The sequence below is a fragment of the Saccharothrix deserti genome (assembly GCF_009769385.1).
Taxonomy (GTDB): domain Bacteria; phylum Actinomycetota; class Actinomycetes; order Mycobacteriales; family Pseudonocardiaceae; genus Actinosynnema; species Actinosynnema deserti.
The window spans coordinates 1-18,104 of the sequence record NZ_VKAB01000076.1 but is presented as its reverse complement, the minus strand read 5'-3'; the positions used below and the strand labels follow the sequence as shown (position 1 = coordinate 18,104).

Sequence of the window (18,104 nt, the reverse complement as noted above, 5' to 3'; positions counted from 1 at the left end):
ACACGGCCTATCTCAACCGGCCTGACCAGCCAGAACCGGTCCCTACGAGCAGTCGGCACCACCACCGGGCAGTGGAACCCGCCGGCACCCGGCCGACAACGGGCCACCTCGACCATGCCGAACACCGGAAGGAGGACCCGCAACAGTCACTGGTCACGGTCTCAAGCCAGGCCGTCACCCACACGAAAGATCCGGGCTAACTTCCGGGTCATTCTGTACAGCAGCGACACGATCACCCGAGCACGCTCTCAAGCAGGCAGCGTTGTAGCTCTACCAGGCGGTGATGCCCTTTCGAGCAGTACAAGCCTGACCGAAGTTCAGGATCATGGCCCCACCGACTGGGCCGTTCTCGTTGGTGCCCCGCAGTCAGCAAGGGGTTGCCCGCTGCGGGCGCAGGTCGCAGTCAGCGTGACGGAATCCGGCGCAATCAGTCCTGGGGAGGGAGTCTCGGATTCGGGCAGGCATCCAGGAACGCGGTGCCGTCGTCGGTGTATGGCCCCTCAACGCTGGTGATGGGGAAACGCGATCTTGCCTCGGCCAGCAAACGCCGTGCGATCCCGCGGCGTTGCCACGCTGTCGCCGTCCAGATGTGTCCTACCGACTCGTAAGTGCCGTCCTCATCGCGATCGTATACCACCACGAACCCGGCGACACGACCGTTGTAGAACCACTGATCGTCCTCCCCGCCGCTGGCCGATACCGGAGCCAACATCACCAGCCACACGCCCGCCTCGCCTGGCGCGAAATCCCATCCACACGCACGCTTGTACGCAATTCCCGCGCGGTCCGGAGCGCTACCGTGCCAGCCTCCGCTCGGGCCTTCGAATGCGTTCGTGCTGAGCTGAACATCGCCGAAGTCATGCGCGTCGTCGTCCAGATCAACGCCTGATATAATCAGCTCCCAGTCGCCATCTCGCCGCGGTGCTACCCATGAGACGTGTGGGCCAAGCTGTCCGGCAGTCACAAGCTCCGCGCTGTCGACAAGGAGCTGGAACTGTGAGAGCACTTCGAGGAAGTCGGACGTCTCCTCGGGGGTGACGGTGTGTGGGGGTACGAGGGCTGCGAGCGCCTTGTATGCAGTCCTGTATGGTTTTTCGATTTCCGGTGTCCTCGGAAACTCGTAGTCGGTCATCAGGTGTCCTCATTCCATTGGTGTCGAAGCTGCTATCGATGCTGGCGTCAACCAAGCTGACCGAGCTGAGATATCGAACGCCTCTCAATGTTCGGTGGTCACTGAAGGGGGTCGTGAATCGGCGTTGGTGCTCACCGGTTGTTGATGGCGTTGTAGGCGCCGAGCCAGCCGGAGGACAGGTGGTCGTCGCGGCGGCTGAAGACGGTCGCGCCGGCGGTCGACGGGTGGGCTGTCGTCGACCATGGCAGGGCAACGCTGGCGGGCGGGTGGGCGACTACGGCTCCGGCGGTGTCGAACTCGGCGCCCGTAGCCCGATCGGCAAGCAGGGCTTTGTACTGGTCCGTGGTCAGCTCACACAGGTGAGGTGGGGTCTTGGCGCGCCAGTCCGGTGCGTCGAGACCCTTGGCCCGGGCCGCCTCGTAGAGCGCGCGTACGAGTTTGTCACCACCGAGTCCTGCCATCTTCTCGCACATCCACAGCAGCCGTCCCGCGCCGCGGCGGGGGCCGAGTCGTCGCCAGCGGATCCGGCGTCCCATGTCGGAGGCGACCACGGCCACCCAAGGTGCGACGGTGCCGAGCCGTCCCTGAGCGGCCAGCCAGTGGAAGTACCGGGTCGAGTCCTCCAGCACCGAGTGCACGGCGGAAGACGGCAGGCCCGCGACCAGCCTGTGCGGTCTGCGGAAGATGTCGGGGTCGTCGAGGACGAGGGCGAACGCGACGCGGGCCAGGTCGCCGGGTTGTGCCTGAGCTTCTGGGTCGGGTTCGGGCATGTGGTCCGGGTCGCCGTCGGCGGCGAGGAGCCTGGCCAGGTGGACCTGGTGCTCGTCGATGACCGCTGCTTCGGCCAATTGCGGGACGAGGGTGGCGATGACGGCTGCGAGAGCGCGTTCGGCGCTGCGCGGCTCGGAGGGGAAGGGGTGTCGGGCGAGGGCGTCGCGCACCTCCGTGCCGACCTCGCCCGGGATCATCAGTTTCGCGGTCAGTTTGCCCAGTTCGGTGGCGGCCAGCGGGTCGCCTCGGAGGACGTATCCGGCGTCGACGAGGAAGTCGAGGGCCTCGTGCACCGCTTTGGTGTCGCGTTCCCCTTGGTGGTGCGCGAAGGTGCCGCCCCACCACGTCTCCGCGCCGGGGATCGAGGTGATGCGCTCCAGCACGATCCCGGCCAGAACATGGTCGGCCAGGACGTTCACCAGTCGGGAGACGATGGTGTTGCCGGCGAGGATGGCCGCCTGCCACTGCGGGCGTTCCACCGTGTCGGTCACGAGGTAGGCCCAGCCCTCCCGCTCCCCGTGTCCCATCCGACCGGCGCGGCCGAACATCTGCAGCACGGTGGCCACGTCGATCCTGCTCCTGCCAATGTCTGTGTCGCGGACGACCACCGCACGCGCGGGCAGGTTGACACCGGCGGCCACGGTGCTGGTGGCGACCAGCACGTCCAGGTCCCTGGCCCGGAAGGCGTCCGCGGCGGCGTGCTTGCCCTCCCAGTCCCGGTAGTGGATGCCGATGCCCTTGGCGAGGCAGATCGCGGAGAGCCGCGGCAGGTCGTCGGGGCTGACACCGCGCACGTCGGCGCCCCGGGCGGCGGCGATGGCCAGGGCCGTGGCGCGAACGGCAGGTTTGTTGCCGCAGAACACGAGTACGCTGCCGCCTTCGTCGGTGATGGCTTTGGTGAGGTCGACCGCCACCTGGGTCCGCGCGCCTTCCCGCGTACGCCGCGTACCGCTGTTCACGGCGGGTAGCTGCCAGGTGAGCTTGGTGGGACGCCACTTCGTGGTCACCAGCTGCCCGCCCAGCCACTGCGTGATCTGCTCGGCGTTCGTGGCGGTCGCGGACAGCCCCGTGATCCTGGTGTGGGAACCGTCGTTGAGCACGCGGGCGAGCAGGGCCTCCAGGACCGGCCCCCGGTTCGGGTCGCCGAGCAGGTGGATCTCGTCGACCACGATGGCCTTCACCCGGGCAACGGCCGCACTCAGCAGGTCCGAACGGCAGATGGCCTCGTACTTCTCGGTCGTGGCCACCCACAGGTCGGCCTCGCGGGCCGCCTTGTGGTCGATCAGTTCCTCGCCCGACAACTGGACCACGCGCAGGCCGAGCGGGTGCCACAGCTTGCGGAGTTCACGGGTGAGTTCTTCGGTGAGCGAGCGCTGCGGCACCAGCCACACCGCCTTGGCGTCCTCGCCCCGGATGGCCCGGAGAGCGGCGAGGACACCGATGACGGTCTTGCCGGAGCCGGTCGGCGCGGCGACTACGACGTGGCCTTCGCCCTGGACCAACGCTGGCGCGGCCTGGCGTTGCAGCGGGTTGAACTCGGTGTGCGGGAGGAACTGCAACCAGTCGGATGGCACCACGTCCGCTGCCGGACCCCAGTCGGCGGCGTCGTCGCTGTGGGACTCCGCCGACTCCCACAGCGCTTCGAACGCGTCGCGGGCGGCGGCGGCAGCGAGATCGCGGTAGACGAACTCGACGCGGTCCCGCCCCTCACCGAGCCACGTCACCGCGCGCAACGGCGCCGAGGCTCCCTTGTCGTCCACGGTACCGACCAACTCGTCCTCGACCAGGTGGCGCACACTGCGGTAGGCGTGTCCGGCGGCGGTCAAGCGCTCCCGGACCGCGTCGAACTCGCCCGAATCCGGCACCAGCACGCGTACGTCGACACCGGGCAGCGGGGGCGGCGTCGCCGCACGGGGATCGGTCACCTTCACCCAGTGGATCGCGCGCCGCTCCAGCACCGGGCGGGCCGCTGAAGTGGTGTGGGGGAACGCCGGCGGCCAAGGGCCGTCGATGATCTCGTGCACGTGCTCGGAGAGAGTCCGGCTCCGTTTCCGGGTCGGCACCAGGACTTCGTGACCCCGGCCGAAGGCGATGAGGTCGTACCGCGTGACCTCGACGGTCGGCTCCGACGACGAAGGCCCCCGCTTCCTTCGAGGAGGAGTCGCACGCCCCATGAGCGCCAGGTAGGTGCGTTTCTTGAGTTCCTGGAGGGTGAAGATCGCCGGACACGCCGGGCACACCACGGCGACCAGATAGGTGTCCGGACCGTCCGGCTTCCTGTTGGGGCCGTCGTAGACCTTCCGGAAGGCATGCAACACCGTGGCGCAGTGGGGACACCGTTCGGGAGTGGGTTCCTCGTACCACCAGCCTGGTTGATCGAACCGTTCCGCCGCCGATGGCGGTCGCACGCCCCACTTCTCGAAAACGAGGTCCGCAACCGTCTTGCCGCTCCCGCCCTCGGGGGCCATTCAGTGTCCTCCTCGACATCATCCGCTGAAGCACACTAGACGGAGAGAAACGTCCAACGGACGTTTTTCTGTCTATGTTGCCTTTCCCTTCGGTTAACCGAAGGGTGGACCGCAAAAGCTTTCCTTGTGACTGGTTAGCCGAATTATTTTCACGTTGGCTTTGGTGTCGCATACTGAAGTAGTTGCTGCTGCTCTGGCGCGGCGCTGGGTCTGTACCGATCGGTGCTGCTCACCCTGATCCTGTTACGTCAGAACCTCGCGCAGACCGTGGCCGCGGGGACTGGTTCGGCGTCTCCCAACCCATCGTCTTCCGGTTCTTCCGCCGGATCATCCCGCTGCGCGGACAGGTCACCTGCCCGCGCACCCCATCCCTGCCCGAAGCACTGCGAGGCAGGGTCACGCCGGTCGACGACGCCCTGCTTCCCAACCCACGACCACGCCTCCCGTCGATAAGGTCAACTACAACGCCAAACACCGCCCGGCCGGTGTCACGGTCCAGGTCTTGGCCACCCTCGACGGCACCCTGCTCGCCGTCACCGACCCGGTCGAAGGTCGCACCCACGACAGCAACGCCTGCACCCTCGCTGGCCTCGACCAACTCCTCGTAACCACGAGGTCGTCGCCGACCTCGACTGCCAGGGCGCACCCGCCATAGCTGGAAGATTCTCGCCACCGGCTACCGCGCAGGCCTGACCGAACTCCGCATCGTCACCACCCTCGAGTACTAACGCCTCGGCTGGTGACCTTCTGAGTAACGCTCATGGTCTAAGCGTTCATGGAGTGTGTTTCAGCCTCTGCGCGCGGCATCCTGAAGCGTCAACCGCTCCAGGATGCCGCGCGCAGAGGCTAGGTCCAGGGCTTTAGCAGGACTTTATTCCCCTCACACCTGCCCAGCCGGCGATAATGCGAGTCCTTGAAACGGTTTGCCCGGCGCGGATGGTAAGACATGGCTCGTCCGTAGTTCCGGCCAGGTCCAGCTTGCGGTGAACCGTGTAGGAGTGACAATTGCGAATATCGTAATAGACGACCTTCATGGGGCCGAGGGGTACCTCGCCTGTCGTGTAGCTGAGACCGCACGGCGCTGCCATTGCCCCCGAAGCGCTCGAAACGAGCATTCCGGATGTCAACACTCCGGCTGTGATCACAGAGGCGACCAGGCGCCTGAACGACATCTTCACATCCACCATTCTTTCGAGTATGTCGATCTGTCGTTTGTTGGCGATCTTCCTCGGCTTGATGCTCGCTGTCGGCGCGCCCGAGGTGGTTACATGTCGGGAACCGTGACGAACTATCCGATCGAGGTCGATCAAGCGTGAGAAAGTCCATGGACACTGGGCATGAGTTTCGGTTTGCCGAGGGACGCTGTCGTTGCCGCGTACGGCGAGGCGGCGCACCCAAGGTCAAGAATTGGGTCTTGCGCGATTCTTGTGAGGGTCCCTCGGCTTGATGGCCCCGGCGTCAGGTTCGTGTTATCGGTCCCGATGTCCGTCGTGGTCCTCTCGTCAGTGGAGTCGGCCCCCGGTCGTCATCGACACTAGCGACTCTCGGGTCTCTGACCAGCAGAATCGCGTCCCTGGGATATCCCGGGGATGGCCAGCGCTGGCCTTGGGGCAAACTGGGAGCCGTGCGGCATGAACCCTCTCGGACCCGTAGCGACCTGCTGGCCGACCTGGAGCGCGCGCGGTATTTCGATGGTCTCGAAGAAGTAGTGACTGTCCTGCTCTGTGGGTAGATTTGCGGTAGTGGCGATCGGATGACGGTTCTCGGTGACCACTCATCTTTGATGATTTGCCGTACCGTGGAGGCTGCGACCTTGATGCCGGGTACGAGTAGTTCGCCGTGGATGCGGCGGTGGCCCCAGATGGGATTCTCGTGCCCGGCGCAGCACCGGGAGGTGGGTCGAGCGGACGGTGCCCAGTTGGCGTTGCAGGACGGTGATGTTGCGCCGTAGCGCCAGGATTTCCACGTCCTTGTCCCTGTGGCTCATGGGCGCCAGGCGCAGCAGCGCGAACGCGTCGCCCTGGTGGCACTGCCCACCGGCGGCCTGAGCCAATTGGGTGTAACGCAGGAGTGGCGACAAAGAGCTGTCGACTCACCCTGACGGTCCATCCAACTGTCGTAGGGCTGCTGCGAGGTGGGTTTCGCGACCTTGGGACTCGTACAGCCTCAATCCGGTCGTCCACGCGGTGCGCGCCAGTTCGTGGTGACCTAGCGCGGCGTAGAGGTGTCCGATCACGTCGAGGGTCTCGGCGACGGCGTAGCTGTTGTCGATGGACAGGTACAACTCCAACGCCCGCTGGTAGCGGCCGAGGGCGGTGGCGAGGTCGCCATCGCGGTGTGCGATCTCGCCCAACGTCTTCATCGCCGTCGCCGCACCGTCGGCGTCGTGGTTCCTGCGGTGCACGGCCAATGCCGCCTCGCAGTGTGCTCGCGCGCGTTCATGGTCGCCCAACCGTGCCGCGTGACGTCCAACGGCGTTGAGCGCGTCCCCTTCCTGTGCGGGGCTGCCGAGTTCGCGGTACAGCCGCAGTGCGTCGGTCGCGTGGGCCAACGCTCGTTCGTCGGAACCGAGCCGTTCCCAGGTGACCGCGAGCGCCCGGTGGGTGTGGGCCTGCTGGGTGCGGTAGTCGGCGAGTCGGGCTAGCGAGAGCGCCCTCTGCAGGTTCGGCAGCGCCGGTTCGTCCTCGCCCACGCGGCTGAGGGCGAGTCCGAGGTTGCGGTGGGCGAGGGTGAGCGCGGCCGTGTCGTCGAGGTGCTTGGCGGCATCCAGCCCGGCCCGCCACACGGCGACCGACGCGCGTGCGTGACCCCGGCGGTAGTGGTAGCCGAACAGGACACGCGCCAGCGACCAGGTGGCATCGTGCCAGCCTCGTGCGGCCGCGACCTGCTGCGCGGCGAGCAGGCAGCGGTGGTTGGTGTCGAACCAGGTCATGATCGTGCGGTCGTCGGGCGCCAAGGGGAGCGGCTCGCACCCTGCGGCCGGTGGACTCAGCCGGAGCGGAGTGGCGTGGGGGTTCAGGTGCCGGTCTCCCGCGTGAGCGGTGTGCAGGTAGAAGCCGACCACTCGTCGCAACGCCGACGACCGTTCCGGTTCCCCGCAGAGGTCGTGGGCGTGCAGCCGGACGAGGTCGTGCATCCGGTACCGGCCGGCGTTGTCGCGGTCCACCAGACTGGCCCGCATGAGGACGCGGAACGCCGCGTTGGCCGCGGGGAGCGACAGGGCGGCGAGACTGGCCGCGGCCGCGGGGTCGATGTCGGGACCAGGCGCGATCGCGAGCAGCCCGAGCACCCGGTGCAGTTCAGGGGCCAGCGCGCGCAACGACCAGTCCAACACGGTCGGCAGGCTCGACGCCGGGTCCTCCTCGGCCAGCGCGGCCAGCCGAGTCGGCGGATCCCTGAGTTGTTCGGCCAACTCCGCCAAACCGACGTGCGGGGCGGCCTGCGCCCTTCCCGCGACGATCGCCAGCGCCAACGGATGCCCAGCGCACAACCCGAGCAGTTCGGACACCGCGTCCGACGTGCCGTCCACCCGGTCGGCGCCGAGCCTGGCGACGAGCAGCCAGCGTGGTTCGTCGTCGACGAGAGCCCCTATCCGGATGAGGTTGGCGCCGAAACGCGTCACGAGACCGGCGAGGTGGCTTCGACTGGTCACCACGACCGAACACGAAGACGCTCCCGGCAGCAGCGGAGCCACCTGCTCCACATCGGCGGCGTTGTCCAGCACGATCAAGATCCGACGGCCCTCGACCAGACTGCGGAACATCGCCGTTCTGGAGTGCAGGTCGGATGGCACCCGCCCGGGGGCGACGTCCAGCGCCTCGAGGAAGCCCCGAAGCACTGCGGTCGGTTCGAGCGGCGGTCCGGCAGGCGAGAACCCCTGGAGGTCGACGAACAACTGCCCGTCGGGGAACCGGTCGGCGTGGTGGTGCGCCCAGTGCGACACGAGCCAGGTCTTTCCCATCCCGCCCGCTCCGGCCAACACGGAGACCAGCGCCGCGTCACCGTGTCGTTCCGGGTCCAGCGCGCTGGACAGCGCGGCCAGTTCCGGTGCGCGTCCGACGAACACCGGCGGCGCCGGCGGGAGCTGGCGCGGTGTCGGAACCGCGGGGAGCGCGGAGTGGATGTGCACACCACCGACGACCGTGCCCGCCTGTACGACTCCGGACATCGCCGCGGCGGCCACCTCGTTGCGCACCTCGGCCTCGGCAGGCCTGTCGTGGCCTTCGGATACGGGAGCAAGGGCCGTGTCATCGCTGCCGTGTTCGATCGTCATCGTGTGTCCCACAGTGTCATCCACGCGGTGCGAACCCGGTGTTCCTCGAAACGGTGATTCGTGCACCGGGAACCGCCCTGGCGGTGGCGTCGCCCACCGCCAGGGCGTCGTTCGTGTCGCGGCGTCCCGATTCCGGTCGAGGCTAAGCGGTGGTGTCCAGCGGAATCCGCGCCGGCTTGGCTTTCGTCAATTCACGGGCGAATGTGCCGTCTTTGATGCCCAGCGTGGCCTCGCCGAAATCCGTGCTCACCAATTTCTGTCGGATTCCCGGGGGGAACCCGTTCCAGTCCACCAGGGTCGGATATTGCCAAGCGCCGTAGTGGTTCTCCGGGCGCTCGCCCGACTCGGCGAATCGGAAACTGTGCGTGACGCCCTTGTGGTAGACGACACGGGCGTGCGTGCCCGACCACTCGGCTTGATCGCTCGCCTTGGTCGTGTAAGCACCGTGCGCGGAAACCGACACGTAGCGAGCTCGGCCCTGCGCCACCCACACCACGACGTGCTCGAAGTCGTGCCGGTGCCCGCCGCCCAGTGGACTCGCTTGGTCCTTCTCGAAGTAGAGCGCGTACATGTGCGCGCACCACCTGTGGTTGCACTTCGACCGCACGTACGAGTTCGTGTTGTCGAGGTCGGAGCGGTCGCGGCAGTTGCCGTCGACCGCTCCGGACGGGTTGAGCCCTGGCGCCACTACGCCGTTCCTGCCCACGGCCGGCGTCGGGTAGCAACCGTCGCGGTCGTAGTCGAATGCGGGTTGCCACTTCCTGGCCTCGCCGCCCGCGTCGGCGGGCAGCGCGCCTGGAGGTGCGGCCTGCGCGGCCTGGGACAAGCCCGTCATGAGCGCCACGACGCCCACGATGGTGACGACCGTTCGCATTGTGCGGCGGGATCGCCGTTCCATTGGTGCTCCTTTTGGGTTCTGTCGACACCGAGGACCTGGCGCGCGATCTCACGGCGTAGTTCCGATGTGCGGAAGCCTCGGTTTAGAGGCGGATGGTCTTCCGGTGGGTTGCCGCGACTCCCGGCGCCGTCTTCGACGCTAGCCGCTCTTGCGCCGCTGACCAGCGCAATCGTGTCCCTGGGATATCCCGGGGACGGGCCGTCCTGGTCTTGGGGCAAACTGGGACGGTGCGGCACCAACCCTCTCGGACTCGCAGTGACCTGCTGGCGGACTTGGACAGGGCCCGAAAAATCCTCAAGTGGTCACTCAAAACCCTTGCGGACAAGACGGGTGCGAGTGACACCAGTTGGAATTACTGGCTCAAAGGGACGCGGGCTGTTTCCGATGAAACGGTGCTGCGCGCGACCGAGGTGATGATCTTCGCGCTGGACCGGAAGGTCGAACTCGGAGGAGCTGGTGCGGAAGACCTCCGGGCCGTGGGCGAAGCGCGGGACTTGCTGCGCTCGGTCCGTGCACAGTGGCGGCGGGCGCGAACTGAAGCGGAGCAGGTGCCGGAACCGTCCAGCCCGCCGCTGCTGAACGCCGACCTCGCGGCGGCGGCCGACCGGCTGGCGATCGAGGTCGCGAGCCAGTGGGTGGCGGAGGCGGACCACCGGAGGCTCCGCGTTCCGATGCCGGTGCCGATCCGCTGGCGGTGGGCGAAGGGCATGACCAGCACGGTGGAGGTCGTCGCGAACGTCCCGCCGCGGCGAAGACCGCTGTTCCCGCCACTGCCCGGGGTGAGCGCGGTTAGTCCGGCGGGTTTGCGGTCCGGTGGGCTGCGGGACCTGTTCTCCGTGTACGCCGGACTCGACGGCGGGCGCACCGTGATCCTCGGCGAGGCGGGTTCCGGGAAATCGGCCGCCGCGATCCTGACGCTGATCGAGGCGCTCGCCCACCGGGCGGGGCTGGCGGCGCAGCAGCGGGCGGCGGTGCCCGTGCCGGTCCTGTTCACCACGAGCGGGTGGGACCCGGGCGATCAACGGCTGGGGGAGTGGTTGGCCGAACGGTTGGCCGTGGACCACCCGTTCCTGCGCACCGAGCAGTTCGGCGACAGCCTGGCTGCTCAACTCGTCAAATGCGGTGGAGTCGCGCTGTTCTTGGACGGGTTCGACGAGATGGACCCGCGGTTGCGCGCGGCGGCGCTGGACGACATCCGCAAGCCGTCGACGTTCCGTCTGGTGCTGGTGACCCGGACGAGGGAGTTCGCCGACGTGGTGGTCACCGGCGAGCACGTGCACGCGGCTGCGGCGCTCGAGCTGTTGCCCGTCCCGGCGGCGGACGCGGCCGATTACCTCGACGGGCTGAACCGCGACGACGCCGCACCGCGGTGGGCACAGCTGACCGCTCACCTGCGCGAGCACCCGGACAGCGTCGTTGCACACGCCCTCGACTCCCCGCTCACGCTGACCCTGCTGCGTGACCACACCGACGCGGACCTCGTTCGAGACCTGCTCATGCCGGGCAGGTTCAACGTCCGAGAGGACGTGGAGAACGCGCTGCTCGACCGCTCCGTCGGGACCGGTGAGCACCGAGCGCTGCTGACCTTCGTCGCGGCGCGGATGCTGGAACAGGGCAACACCCGCGACCTCGCTTGGTGGCAGATCCACCGGTGGGTGAAGCGGTGGCACGAGCGTGCGGTGCGCGTGAGCGTTCCCGCGGCTCTCGGACTGGTGGTGGGCGCGGTGTCCGGGCCGATCATGTTCGGACCGCACGGCCGGTACGTGGTCGACGGATCCACCGGGACCGCTTTCGGCCTCGTCTACCTGTCCGCGATCGGCCTGGTGTTCGGTCTGCTGACCGGCCTCATGTCCGAACTGCGGCATTCCCGCCGGTTCACCAGGGTCAGCGGCAACGCCGCGGCGTTCAACCTCGGCGCCGGGGTGACAACCGGGATCGCCACCGTCGTGGCGGTGGGGAACCAGACGCAGTGGGGCCTGGGGATCTTGGCAGGGCTCGGTGCGGGCGTGGTGGTCTGGCGCGGGGCACCCGGCGCGGTGGCTCCGCCGCACACGGGCGAGCGCTCACGGTGGCGATCGCTCGCCCGCCGGTTCCACCCGCTGTCGGGTCTGGCGATCGGACTTCCCGTCGCGCTGGCGTACGGGTTCACCGACGGACCGCGGCTAGGCATCGGCGCGGGCCTGACCGTGGCGTTCGTCTTCGGGCTCATGGTCGGCTTCGGCCGCCCGTCCACGGAGACCGCCACGGATCCGCACGTGGCGTGGGTCCAGGACGTGAAACGCGCCATCACCTTCGGTCTCACCGGCGGGCTGGCCATGGGCGTGCCGCAAGGGGTGAAGCAGGGGGTGCTCCACGGACCGTTGGCCGGGGCGATCGCCTTCGCGGCGATCACGGTCATGGTGGGACTCAGCCTCGGCATCGGTTCCTGCGATGCGTGGCGGACGACACTGGTGTGCCTGCAACTGAGGCTGCGAGGCATCCGGATCCGCGGCGTCTCCTCCCTGGAGGAAGAACGCGACCGCCGCGTGTTGCGTACCGTCGGCGCGCTCTACCAGTTCAAGCACCCGCGCCTGCAAGACCGGCTCGCGGGCGACAGATCGGTCAACTACAGATCTTGAAAGGTTGGCATTACGGCGGTTCTGGTTCGTGTGGGGTGCCGAAAGTCGGCCATATGGCCTGACCTGCGGTTAGGCTGCTGTGGGTTTGTACTCGTTGATCAGGCCGCCGAGGACTGGTCGGCGACGTATCGAGGTGCAGCTCGGCTCTGTGATCGGCTGGTCCGGTCGCGGTGGTGCGAGCTGTAACGCCTGGTGTGGTCGGCGGTGGTTGTAGTGGGCCGCGTAGCGGTCCAGGACCGCTTGCAGGTGGTGTTCGTTGATGATGAGCAGTCGGTCGGTGACTTCGCGTCTGACGGTGCCGACGAACCGTTCGGCGTAGGCGTTGGCTCTCGGGCAGCGTGGTGGAATTTTCACGACCTTGATGCCGGTGTCGGAGAAGACAGCGTCGAACGAGGCGGTGAACTGGCCAGCCCGGTCCCGGATGAGGAACCGGAAGTCGTCGGTCCGGTCAGCCAGGTCCATCAGCAGGTTGCGGGCCTGCTGGGTAGTCCAAGGGCCGTCGGGGCTGGTGGTGGTGCCGAGGATGTGGACGTAGCGGATGGCGACTTCCATCACGAAGAACACGTAGACGCGCTTGAGGGTGAGCGCGCAGTCGACGTGGAAGAAGTCGCAGGCCAACATGCTCGCGGCCTGCGCGCGGAGGAATTTACGTGTGGGGTGTCAAAAGTCGGCCACAGGGCCTGACCTGCGGTTAGGCGGCTGCGTGTTCGTACTCGTTGATCAGGCCGCCGAGGACTGGTCGGCGGCGTATCGAGGTCCAGCCCGGCTCTGCGGTCGGATGATCCGGCCGTGGTGGTGTGAGTTGTAGGGCTTGGTGTGGTCTGCGGTGGTTGTAGTGGGTCGCGTAGCGGTCCAGCACGGTCCGCAGGTGGTGTTGGTTGATGATGAGCAGGCGGTCGGTGACTTCTCGCCTCACGGTTCCGACGAACCGTTCGGCGTAGCAGTTGGCTCGGGGACACCGTGGCGGGGTCTTCACGACTTGGAGGCCTGCGTCGGCGAGGGTTGCGTCGAACGAGGCGGTGAACTGGCTTGCCCGGTCGCGGATGAGGACCCGGAAGTCGTCTGCTCGGTCGCCCAGGTCCATGAGCAGGTTGCGGGCTTGTTGTGTGGTCCAGGGTCCGTCGGGGTTGGTGGTGGTGCCGACGATGTGGACGTATCGGGTGGCGACCTCCATCACGAAGAACGCGTAGACGCGTTTGAGGGTGAGGGCGCAGTCGACGTGGAAGAAGTCGCAGGCCAACATGCCGGATGCCTGGGCGCGGAGGAACCTTCGCCAGGAGGTGTCGGTGTCGCGCCGGGGAGCGGGTGGAATCCGCAGGCGCTTGAGCACGCGCCGTACGGTCGAGTCGGCTACCCGGTGGCCGAGCTTGAGCAACTCGCCTTGGATCCTGCGGTAGCCCCAGCCGGTGTGCTCCCGAGCCATCTGCTCGATCAACGCCACGGTGGTGTCGTCGATCGGCGGTCGTCCGGTGCGATTGGGGTAGGTCCACTTTCTCGCGACCAGGCGTCGGTGCCATCGTAGGATGGTTCCCGGTGTCACCAACCGGTGCTCGCGCAGCCGTCGGGGGAGTCGGCGAACCAGCGCGGCGAGCACAGCTCGATCGGCCCAGTCCAACCGCGGGCGGGGGTTGGTCCGGCGTAGCACGGCGACCTCATACCGCAGTACCAGCAGTTCGACGTCCTTGGCTGCGGAGGACCGGCCGAGCAGGACCAGCCAGTTACCGAGTCGGACGAAGATCAGGTACAGCAGTCGTAACGCCACACCTCACGATCGTGCCCTGGAGGTTCAGCGTGCGCGATCGTCGCAGCTCAGCATCCCAGTGCAGAGTTCTGACACCCCACAGGCGCGGGAGAACCCCGCCTGGGGCTACCGCCGCATCCACGGCGAACTCCTCGTGCTCGGCATCAAAGTCGCCGCGTCCACGGTCTGGCAGATCCTCAAAGACGCCGAAATCGATCCCGCGCCCGAGCGCACCTTCACCACCTGGTCGGCCTTCCTCCGCTCGCAGGCCGACGCCCTGCCGGCCTGCGACTTCTTCGAAACCTCCACATTGAACGGCACCCGCCTGTACATACTCGCGGTCATCGAACACAGCAGCCGCAGGATCCGCGTCCTCGGCGCCACCACGCACCCGACCGCCTCCCGGATCGCCCAAAGCGCGAAGAACCTCGTCATGGACCTCGAGGACGCGGGCAGCTCCGTGCGGTTCCTGCTCCGCGACCGCGACGGGAAGTATCCCGCCTTGTTCGACACCGTCCTCGCCGACGCGGGCATCCAGGTCGTCCTCAGCGGTGTTCGGATACCACGAATGAACGCGATCATGGAACGCTGGATCCGGACCTGTCGACGTGAACTGCTCGACCGCACGCTGATCCGGAACCAGCAGCACCTGCTCCATGCCCTGCGCGAGTACGAGATCTTCTACAACACCCACCGACCCCACCAGGGCATCGCCAACGCCCGACCACTACACGCGCTGCCACAACCGACCACCGATCAAGCAGCCGTCACCCGACTTGACATCCGCCGACGACCGCGACAGGGCGGCATCCTCAACGAGTACCATCATGCCGCCTGACCTGCACGGACGGAGTTTTCAGCAAGCACAACGTCGATACGTCGCCGACCGGTCCTCGGCGGCCTGATCAACGAGTACGAACCCGCAGCAGCGTAAGCGCAGGTCAGACCATGTGGCCGACTTCTGGCACCCCACAGGTGGCGTCGGCGAGTTGGGTGAGCGCGTGGGCGTGGTTCTCGACTATGTCGCGCAGGCGTGTCCGGCAGGCACCGGTGGTGTCGCGAACGGCGCGGAGCAGGAGTTGGCGGCAGTTGTGCAGCTTGCCCGCGACGAAGGTCTTGGCGAGGGCCAGTCGTGCTTCGAGGTAATTCTTCACTCAACCGAGTGAAGAATTACGCGTATCGCCCACACTGAGCGTAACGTCAACAAACCAAACTCCCAGAAGGATGCCAACCGCGCCCACGCCCGCCTCCGCAGCGACTAAGGGTGATGGACGCTGGGAGGTGATGATGACCAATCGGTTGTGGCGCGATGAAGCGCGCTTTCGTTCGGTGGATCAGCTCGGCTTTTCTGGCACGCGGAAGTCAGTCATTTCCGCGGTTGGCGAGCCGCTGTGCAGCTACGGCTCCTCGAGGAGTGGTGTGCCATCCCTTCGATCGTCCGTGGCGGTTCTTGACCAGCAAGCCCTGTTCGATCAGCGTTTTTCCGCTGCGGCTTATCTGAGCTTCGTGGGTCCCGAGCTTCGTGACGATCTCGGCGCTGGTGATGTGCGGCTTTTCGTGCGCGAGGATCAGCATGCGTGCGGCCCAGGAATGCGGGTCGAGGGTATCGGCGAGGTCGTTCTGCCGGGCGCGGTCGAGGCCAGCGCGAGCCACTTCCGCCAAGGTGACAACCGCGGCTTCGAGCCGTGCGGTGGGGCCGTCGGGTTCGAGTCGCAGGACGGCCGCGCGCAGGATCTCGAGCGCCGAGTGCAGGTTGGGAACGTCGGCCAGCAGGGTCGCATCCATGAGCCAACGGCTGACTGCCGAAGTCCAGCGGTCCACCAGGGCTTGCTCGCCGAGGACCTTCCCGTCCCCAGATTCCTCCTTCAGGCGAGAGGCCCAGACGTCGAGGCCGCGTTCGAGGCCGGTCGTCGCGCGCTCACCGACAGCCGTTGTGGCTGCTTGCGAGCGGTTTGTGGCCGAGTTGATCTGCGCGGCTCTCGTTCGAGGGGTCATCGTTCCCGCCTCCATCGTCAAGGAAGTGTTAAGTATGGATCCTGCCGACGCATACGTCAAGCTCTACGACCAGCTGTGCCGCGTCGATGCTGATCTACTCACCGTCTGGTCAACGACGGACGAAGTGCAAGACACTGCTGGACAGGTGCGCCTAGAGGTCGAGGTAACCAGCTCGCTCGGGGAGTGGTGGATGCCGCCGCAAGTGAGCGACGAATCACGCCTGTTCGGAGTCCTTCTCGGGCTCGACCTGGCTTTGCTGCATGCAAGCAAGCAGCTCGGCTGTGTAGGGTCTGGCGTGCTTGATGACCTCATGGTCCGTCTGGAGATGACCGGGCGGCTGAACGACCAGACGAGCGGATTGCTCCTGTTCAGGAGGGCTTCATGGTTGAGGCCTCACGAGGACCGGGAATACCTGGATGGCTTCCTCAACCTCCTGCGGGTGCCCCCGCATCTCAGCTCCGATTTGGAGATCGAGTTCGTGCCGGAAGCCTACGATCTGCCCGACCGGGAGACCCTCCATGAACCGGGCGGCGAACTCGATCCGCCTCCGCCCGTCGTCGTGGCGCAGCTGCCTTTTCTCGCCGATGGCGACGATCTCCGGTGGACTCTCACGAAGAAGTCTTCACGAGGTTTCTATACCGTTGGCCCAGCTACGGAGCGACTTCGCTCGCATATGAGTAAAGCGCTGAGCGCACTGGATCACAGCGGCGCTGCAGTCGGCTTCTTGCCGGAAGCCAGCCTCGACGACAAGCTGCTCGAGGTCTGGTTCGATCTGCTGCGGAACACCACTCGTCCAGACGGGAGCGCACTGACGTGGTTGCTGCTCGGATCCGGGCCAGTTCTGAGCGTAGGGCCGCACCCGCGCACAGACCGGTTGACAAATCGAGCGGTGCTGGTGCACCGCAGCGGCCAGCGTCGACCGTTGTTGATCCAAGATAAAGGCTCTGGCTTCTGCTTCACGACAAAGAAGCAGCACGACTTCCACCTCGACCTCGGAGGCAAGCGAGATGAGAGAATCCCGCATACCCGAACGGTCACGTTGCTGGAATCGCGCTGCGGTCGGTTTGGTATCCAGATCTGCGAGGACCTCAACAGGATAGAACACCAGCAATACATCGTGGCAGCTGGCGTCACCCACCTCCTGGTGCCTGTGCTCGCTGGAGCCATGTGGAACGGTGGCTGGCAGGCCACAGCCGGGCAGGATCTCGCAGTCGCGCTCGGTGCCAAGATCGCGGTCGGAAACAGCATGGCGCTCGAACGGTTCTTCGGCGGCAAGCCTGCTCCGACCTTGCTTACGGTCGCCGGTCCGGCTATTCCGCCATCGCAATATCTGACCATGCGCGACTTGGTGCGCGTGCACCTCAATCAGAATGCCGCGACGACTGATGCCCGTGAAGACGCGTTGACGCCGAGGGTCGCGGACTGGTGACCGTCGCGGTGTTCATGGAAATTATCCTTCGCCGTAGAACTGATAGCGTATGGGGTGTCAGAACTCTGCACTAGGACGCTGAGCTGCGGCAATCCTGAACCTATGCCTCCAGGGCATGATCGTGAGGCGTGGCGCTACGACTTCTTTACCTGATCTTCGTTCGACTCGGTGAGTGGCTTGTGCTTCTCGGACGGTCACTTGATGGGTCGACGAGTAGTGCGGCAGAGCCGTGAGCGGTTCGAGCTGTGACGTTCCGCTGGTTAGCGGTTGGCGGTGTGATCGACATATCGAACCGAAACGGCCAGGTTGCCTGCCTGGTCACCTCGCTGACCAGCAGTATTGCGGCTTCGGAGGCGGCAACCACACAGTTTCGATTCAATACTCGGTATGACCGAATCGCGCTTCGATCCTGTTTCGCCGCCCTTGATCCAGGACCTCAGTGACCGTGAGCGCGAGGTGGTCGAGGCGGCGCGGCGTGGTGTGCGGCTGACGTGTGCTCCCCGGGGGGCGGGTCGAGGAGTTGGCTGGTAGCGGTGATCCTTCGCATGTGGTGCGGGCGGAGTTGATCCGGGAGTTGCTGCTGGGGCGTCACGGTGAACTCGATCCCCGCGGCATCCGTCTGACTTGTGCTCGGGTTAGAGGTGTTCTCGATCTAGTGCCGCATCAGGCAACGTTCGCCCTGTTGACGACTGCGCGTAGGTGTTCGTCCCGGGCGTGTTTGTTTCGCCAGATGATGTAGCGGCGGATCATGCTGCCCTGCTCTTTGTGGCTGGGGTGGT

Annotated in this window: 11 protein-coding genes; 3 read left to right on the top strand and 8 right to left on the bottom strand. The window is 66.5% G+C overall.

The features are described from left to right. Positions 1-427: 427 nt before the first annotated feature. From FM051_RS47510 to FM051_RS47495, 4 genes are all read right to left on the bottom strand, one after another. The gene (locus FM051_RS47510) at positions 428-1,132 is read right to left on the bottom strand and encodes a GNAT family N-acetyltransferase (protein ID WP_158854243.1); all 705 of its coding nucleotides are present in this window, start codon (positions 1,130-1,132) and stop codon (positions 428-430) included. A 131-nt stretch (positions 1,133-1,263) separates the two neighbouring features. Next, the gene (locus FM051_RS47505) at positions 1,264-4,221 is read right to left on the bottom strand and encodes a DEAD/DEAH box helicase (protein WP_238413202.1); all 2,958 of its coding nucleotides are present in this window, start codon (positions 4,219-4,221) and stop codon (positions 1,264-1,266) included. Between the two features lie 2,242 nt (positions 4,222-6,463). Then, positions 6,464-8,644 carry an ATP-binding protein gene (locus FM051_RS47500; protein WP_158854240.1) on the bottom strand — a complete coding sequence of 727 codons (2,181 nt, stop codon included), beginning with the start codon at positions 8,642-8,644 and terminating at the stop codon, positions 6,464-6,466. 142 nt (positions 8,645-8,786) lie between these two features. Next, positions 8,787-9,542, bottom strand: a complete 756-nt coding sequence (locus FM051_RS47495; protein ID WP_158854238.1) for an NPP1 family protein — start codon at positions 9,540-9,542, stop codon at positions 8,787-8,789. A gap of 392 nt (positions 9,543-9,934) precedes the next feature. Between FM051_RS47495 and FM051_RS47490 the strand changes: the two genes are divergently transcribed. After that, the gene (locus FM051_RS47490; RefSeq protein WP_158854235.1) at positions 9,935-12,160 is read left to right on the top strand and encodes an NACHT domain-containing protein; all 2,226 of its coding nucleotides are present in this window, start codon (positions 9,935-9,937) and stop codon (positions 12,158-12,160) included. 69 nt (positions 12,161-12,229) lie between these two features. Here the strand turns inward: FM051_RS47490 and FM051_RS47485 are convergent, their stop codons facing one another. Together FM051_RS47485 and FM051_RS47480 are read right to left on the bottom strand one after the other, a co-directional pair. Further along, positions 12,230-12,781, bottom strand: a complete 552-nt coding sequence (locus tag FM051_RS47485) for an integrase core domain-containing protein (RefSeq protein WP_202919461.1) — start codon at positions 12,779-12,781, stop codon at positions 12,230-12,232. Positions 12,782-12,851: 70 nt separating this feature from the next. Next, positions 12,852-13,922: an integrase core domain-containing protein gene (locus FM051_RS47480; RefSeq protein WP_158854233.1), complete on the bottom strand. Its 1,071-nt coding sequence runs from the start codon at positions 13,920-13,922 to the stop codon at positions 12,852-12,854. A gap of 58 nt (positions 13,923-13,980) precedes the next feature. On the opposite strand from FM051_RS47480, the gene FM051_RS47475 reads away from it, so the two are divergent. Then, on the top strand, positions 13,981-14,739 hold the full coding sequence (locus FM051_RS47475) for an integrase core domain-containing protein (protein ID WP_238413201.1): 759 nt from the start codon (positions 13,981-13,983) through the stop codon (positions 14,737-14,739). 103 nt (positions 14,740-14,842) lie between these two features. On the opposite strand, the gene FM051_RS47470 is transcribed toward FM051_RS47475, so the two are convergent. Both FM051_RS47470 and FM051_RS47465 read right to left on the bottom strand, forming a co-directional pair. After that, on the bottom strand, positions 14,843-15,055 hold the full coding sequence (locus tag FM051_RS47470) for a CRISPR-associated endonuclease Cas1 (RefSeq protein WP_158854230.1): 213 nt from the start codon (positions 15,053-15,055) through the stop codon (positions 14,843-14,845). Positions 15,056-15,263: 208 nt separating this feature from the next. Continuing rightward, positions 15,264-15,911: a Fic family protein gene (locus tag FM051_RS47465; RefSeq protein ID WP_238413203.1), complete on the bottom strand. Its 648-nt coding sequence runs from the start codon at positions 15,909-15,911 to the stop codon at positions 15,264-15,266. Positions 15,912-15,930: 19 nt separating this feature from the next. Here FM051_RS47465 and FM051_RS47460 point away from each other — a divergent pair, with 19 nt between their 5' ends. Then, a complete protein-coding gene (locus tag FM051_RS47460; RefSeq protein ID WP_158854224.1) occupies positions 15,931-17,325 on the top strand; it encodes a carbon-nitrogen hydrolase family protein in 1,395 nt (464 codons plus the stop codon). Positions 17,326-18,104 lie beyond the last annotated feature (779 nt).

Coding starts and splice junctions, on each gene's coding strand:
- FM051_RS47495 (WP_158854238.1), bottom strand. CDS start 9,542: ATGGAACGGCGATCCCGCCGCACAATGCGAACGGTCGTCACCATCGTG.
- FM051_RS47510 (WP_158854243.1), bottom strand. CDS start 1,132: ATGACCGACTACGAGTTTCCGAGGACACCGGAAATCGAAAAACCATAC.
- FM051_RS47500 (WP_158854240.1), bottom strand. CDS start 8,644: ATGACGATCGAACACGGCAGCGATGACACGGCCCTTGCTCCCGTATCC.
- FM051_RS47460 (WP_158854224.1), top strand. CDS start 15,931: ATGGATCCTGCCGACGCATACGTCAAGCTCTACGACCAGCTGTGCCGC.
- FM051_RS47465 (WP_238413203.1), bottom strand. CDS start 15,911: ATGGAGGCGGGAACGATGACCCCTCGAACGAGAGCCGCGCAGATCAAC.
- FM051_RS47485 (WP_202919461.1), bottom strand. CDS start 12,781: ATGTTGGCCTGCGACTTCTTCCACGTCGACTGCGCGCTCACCCTCAAG.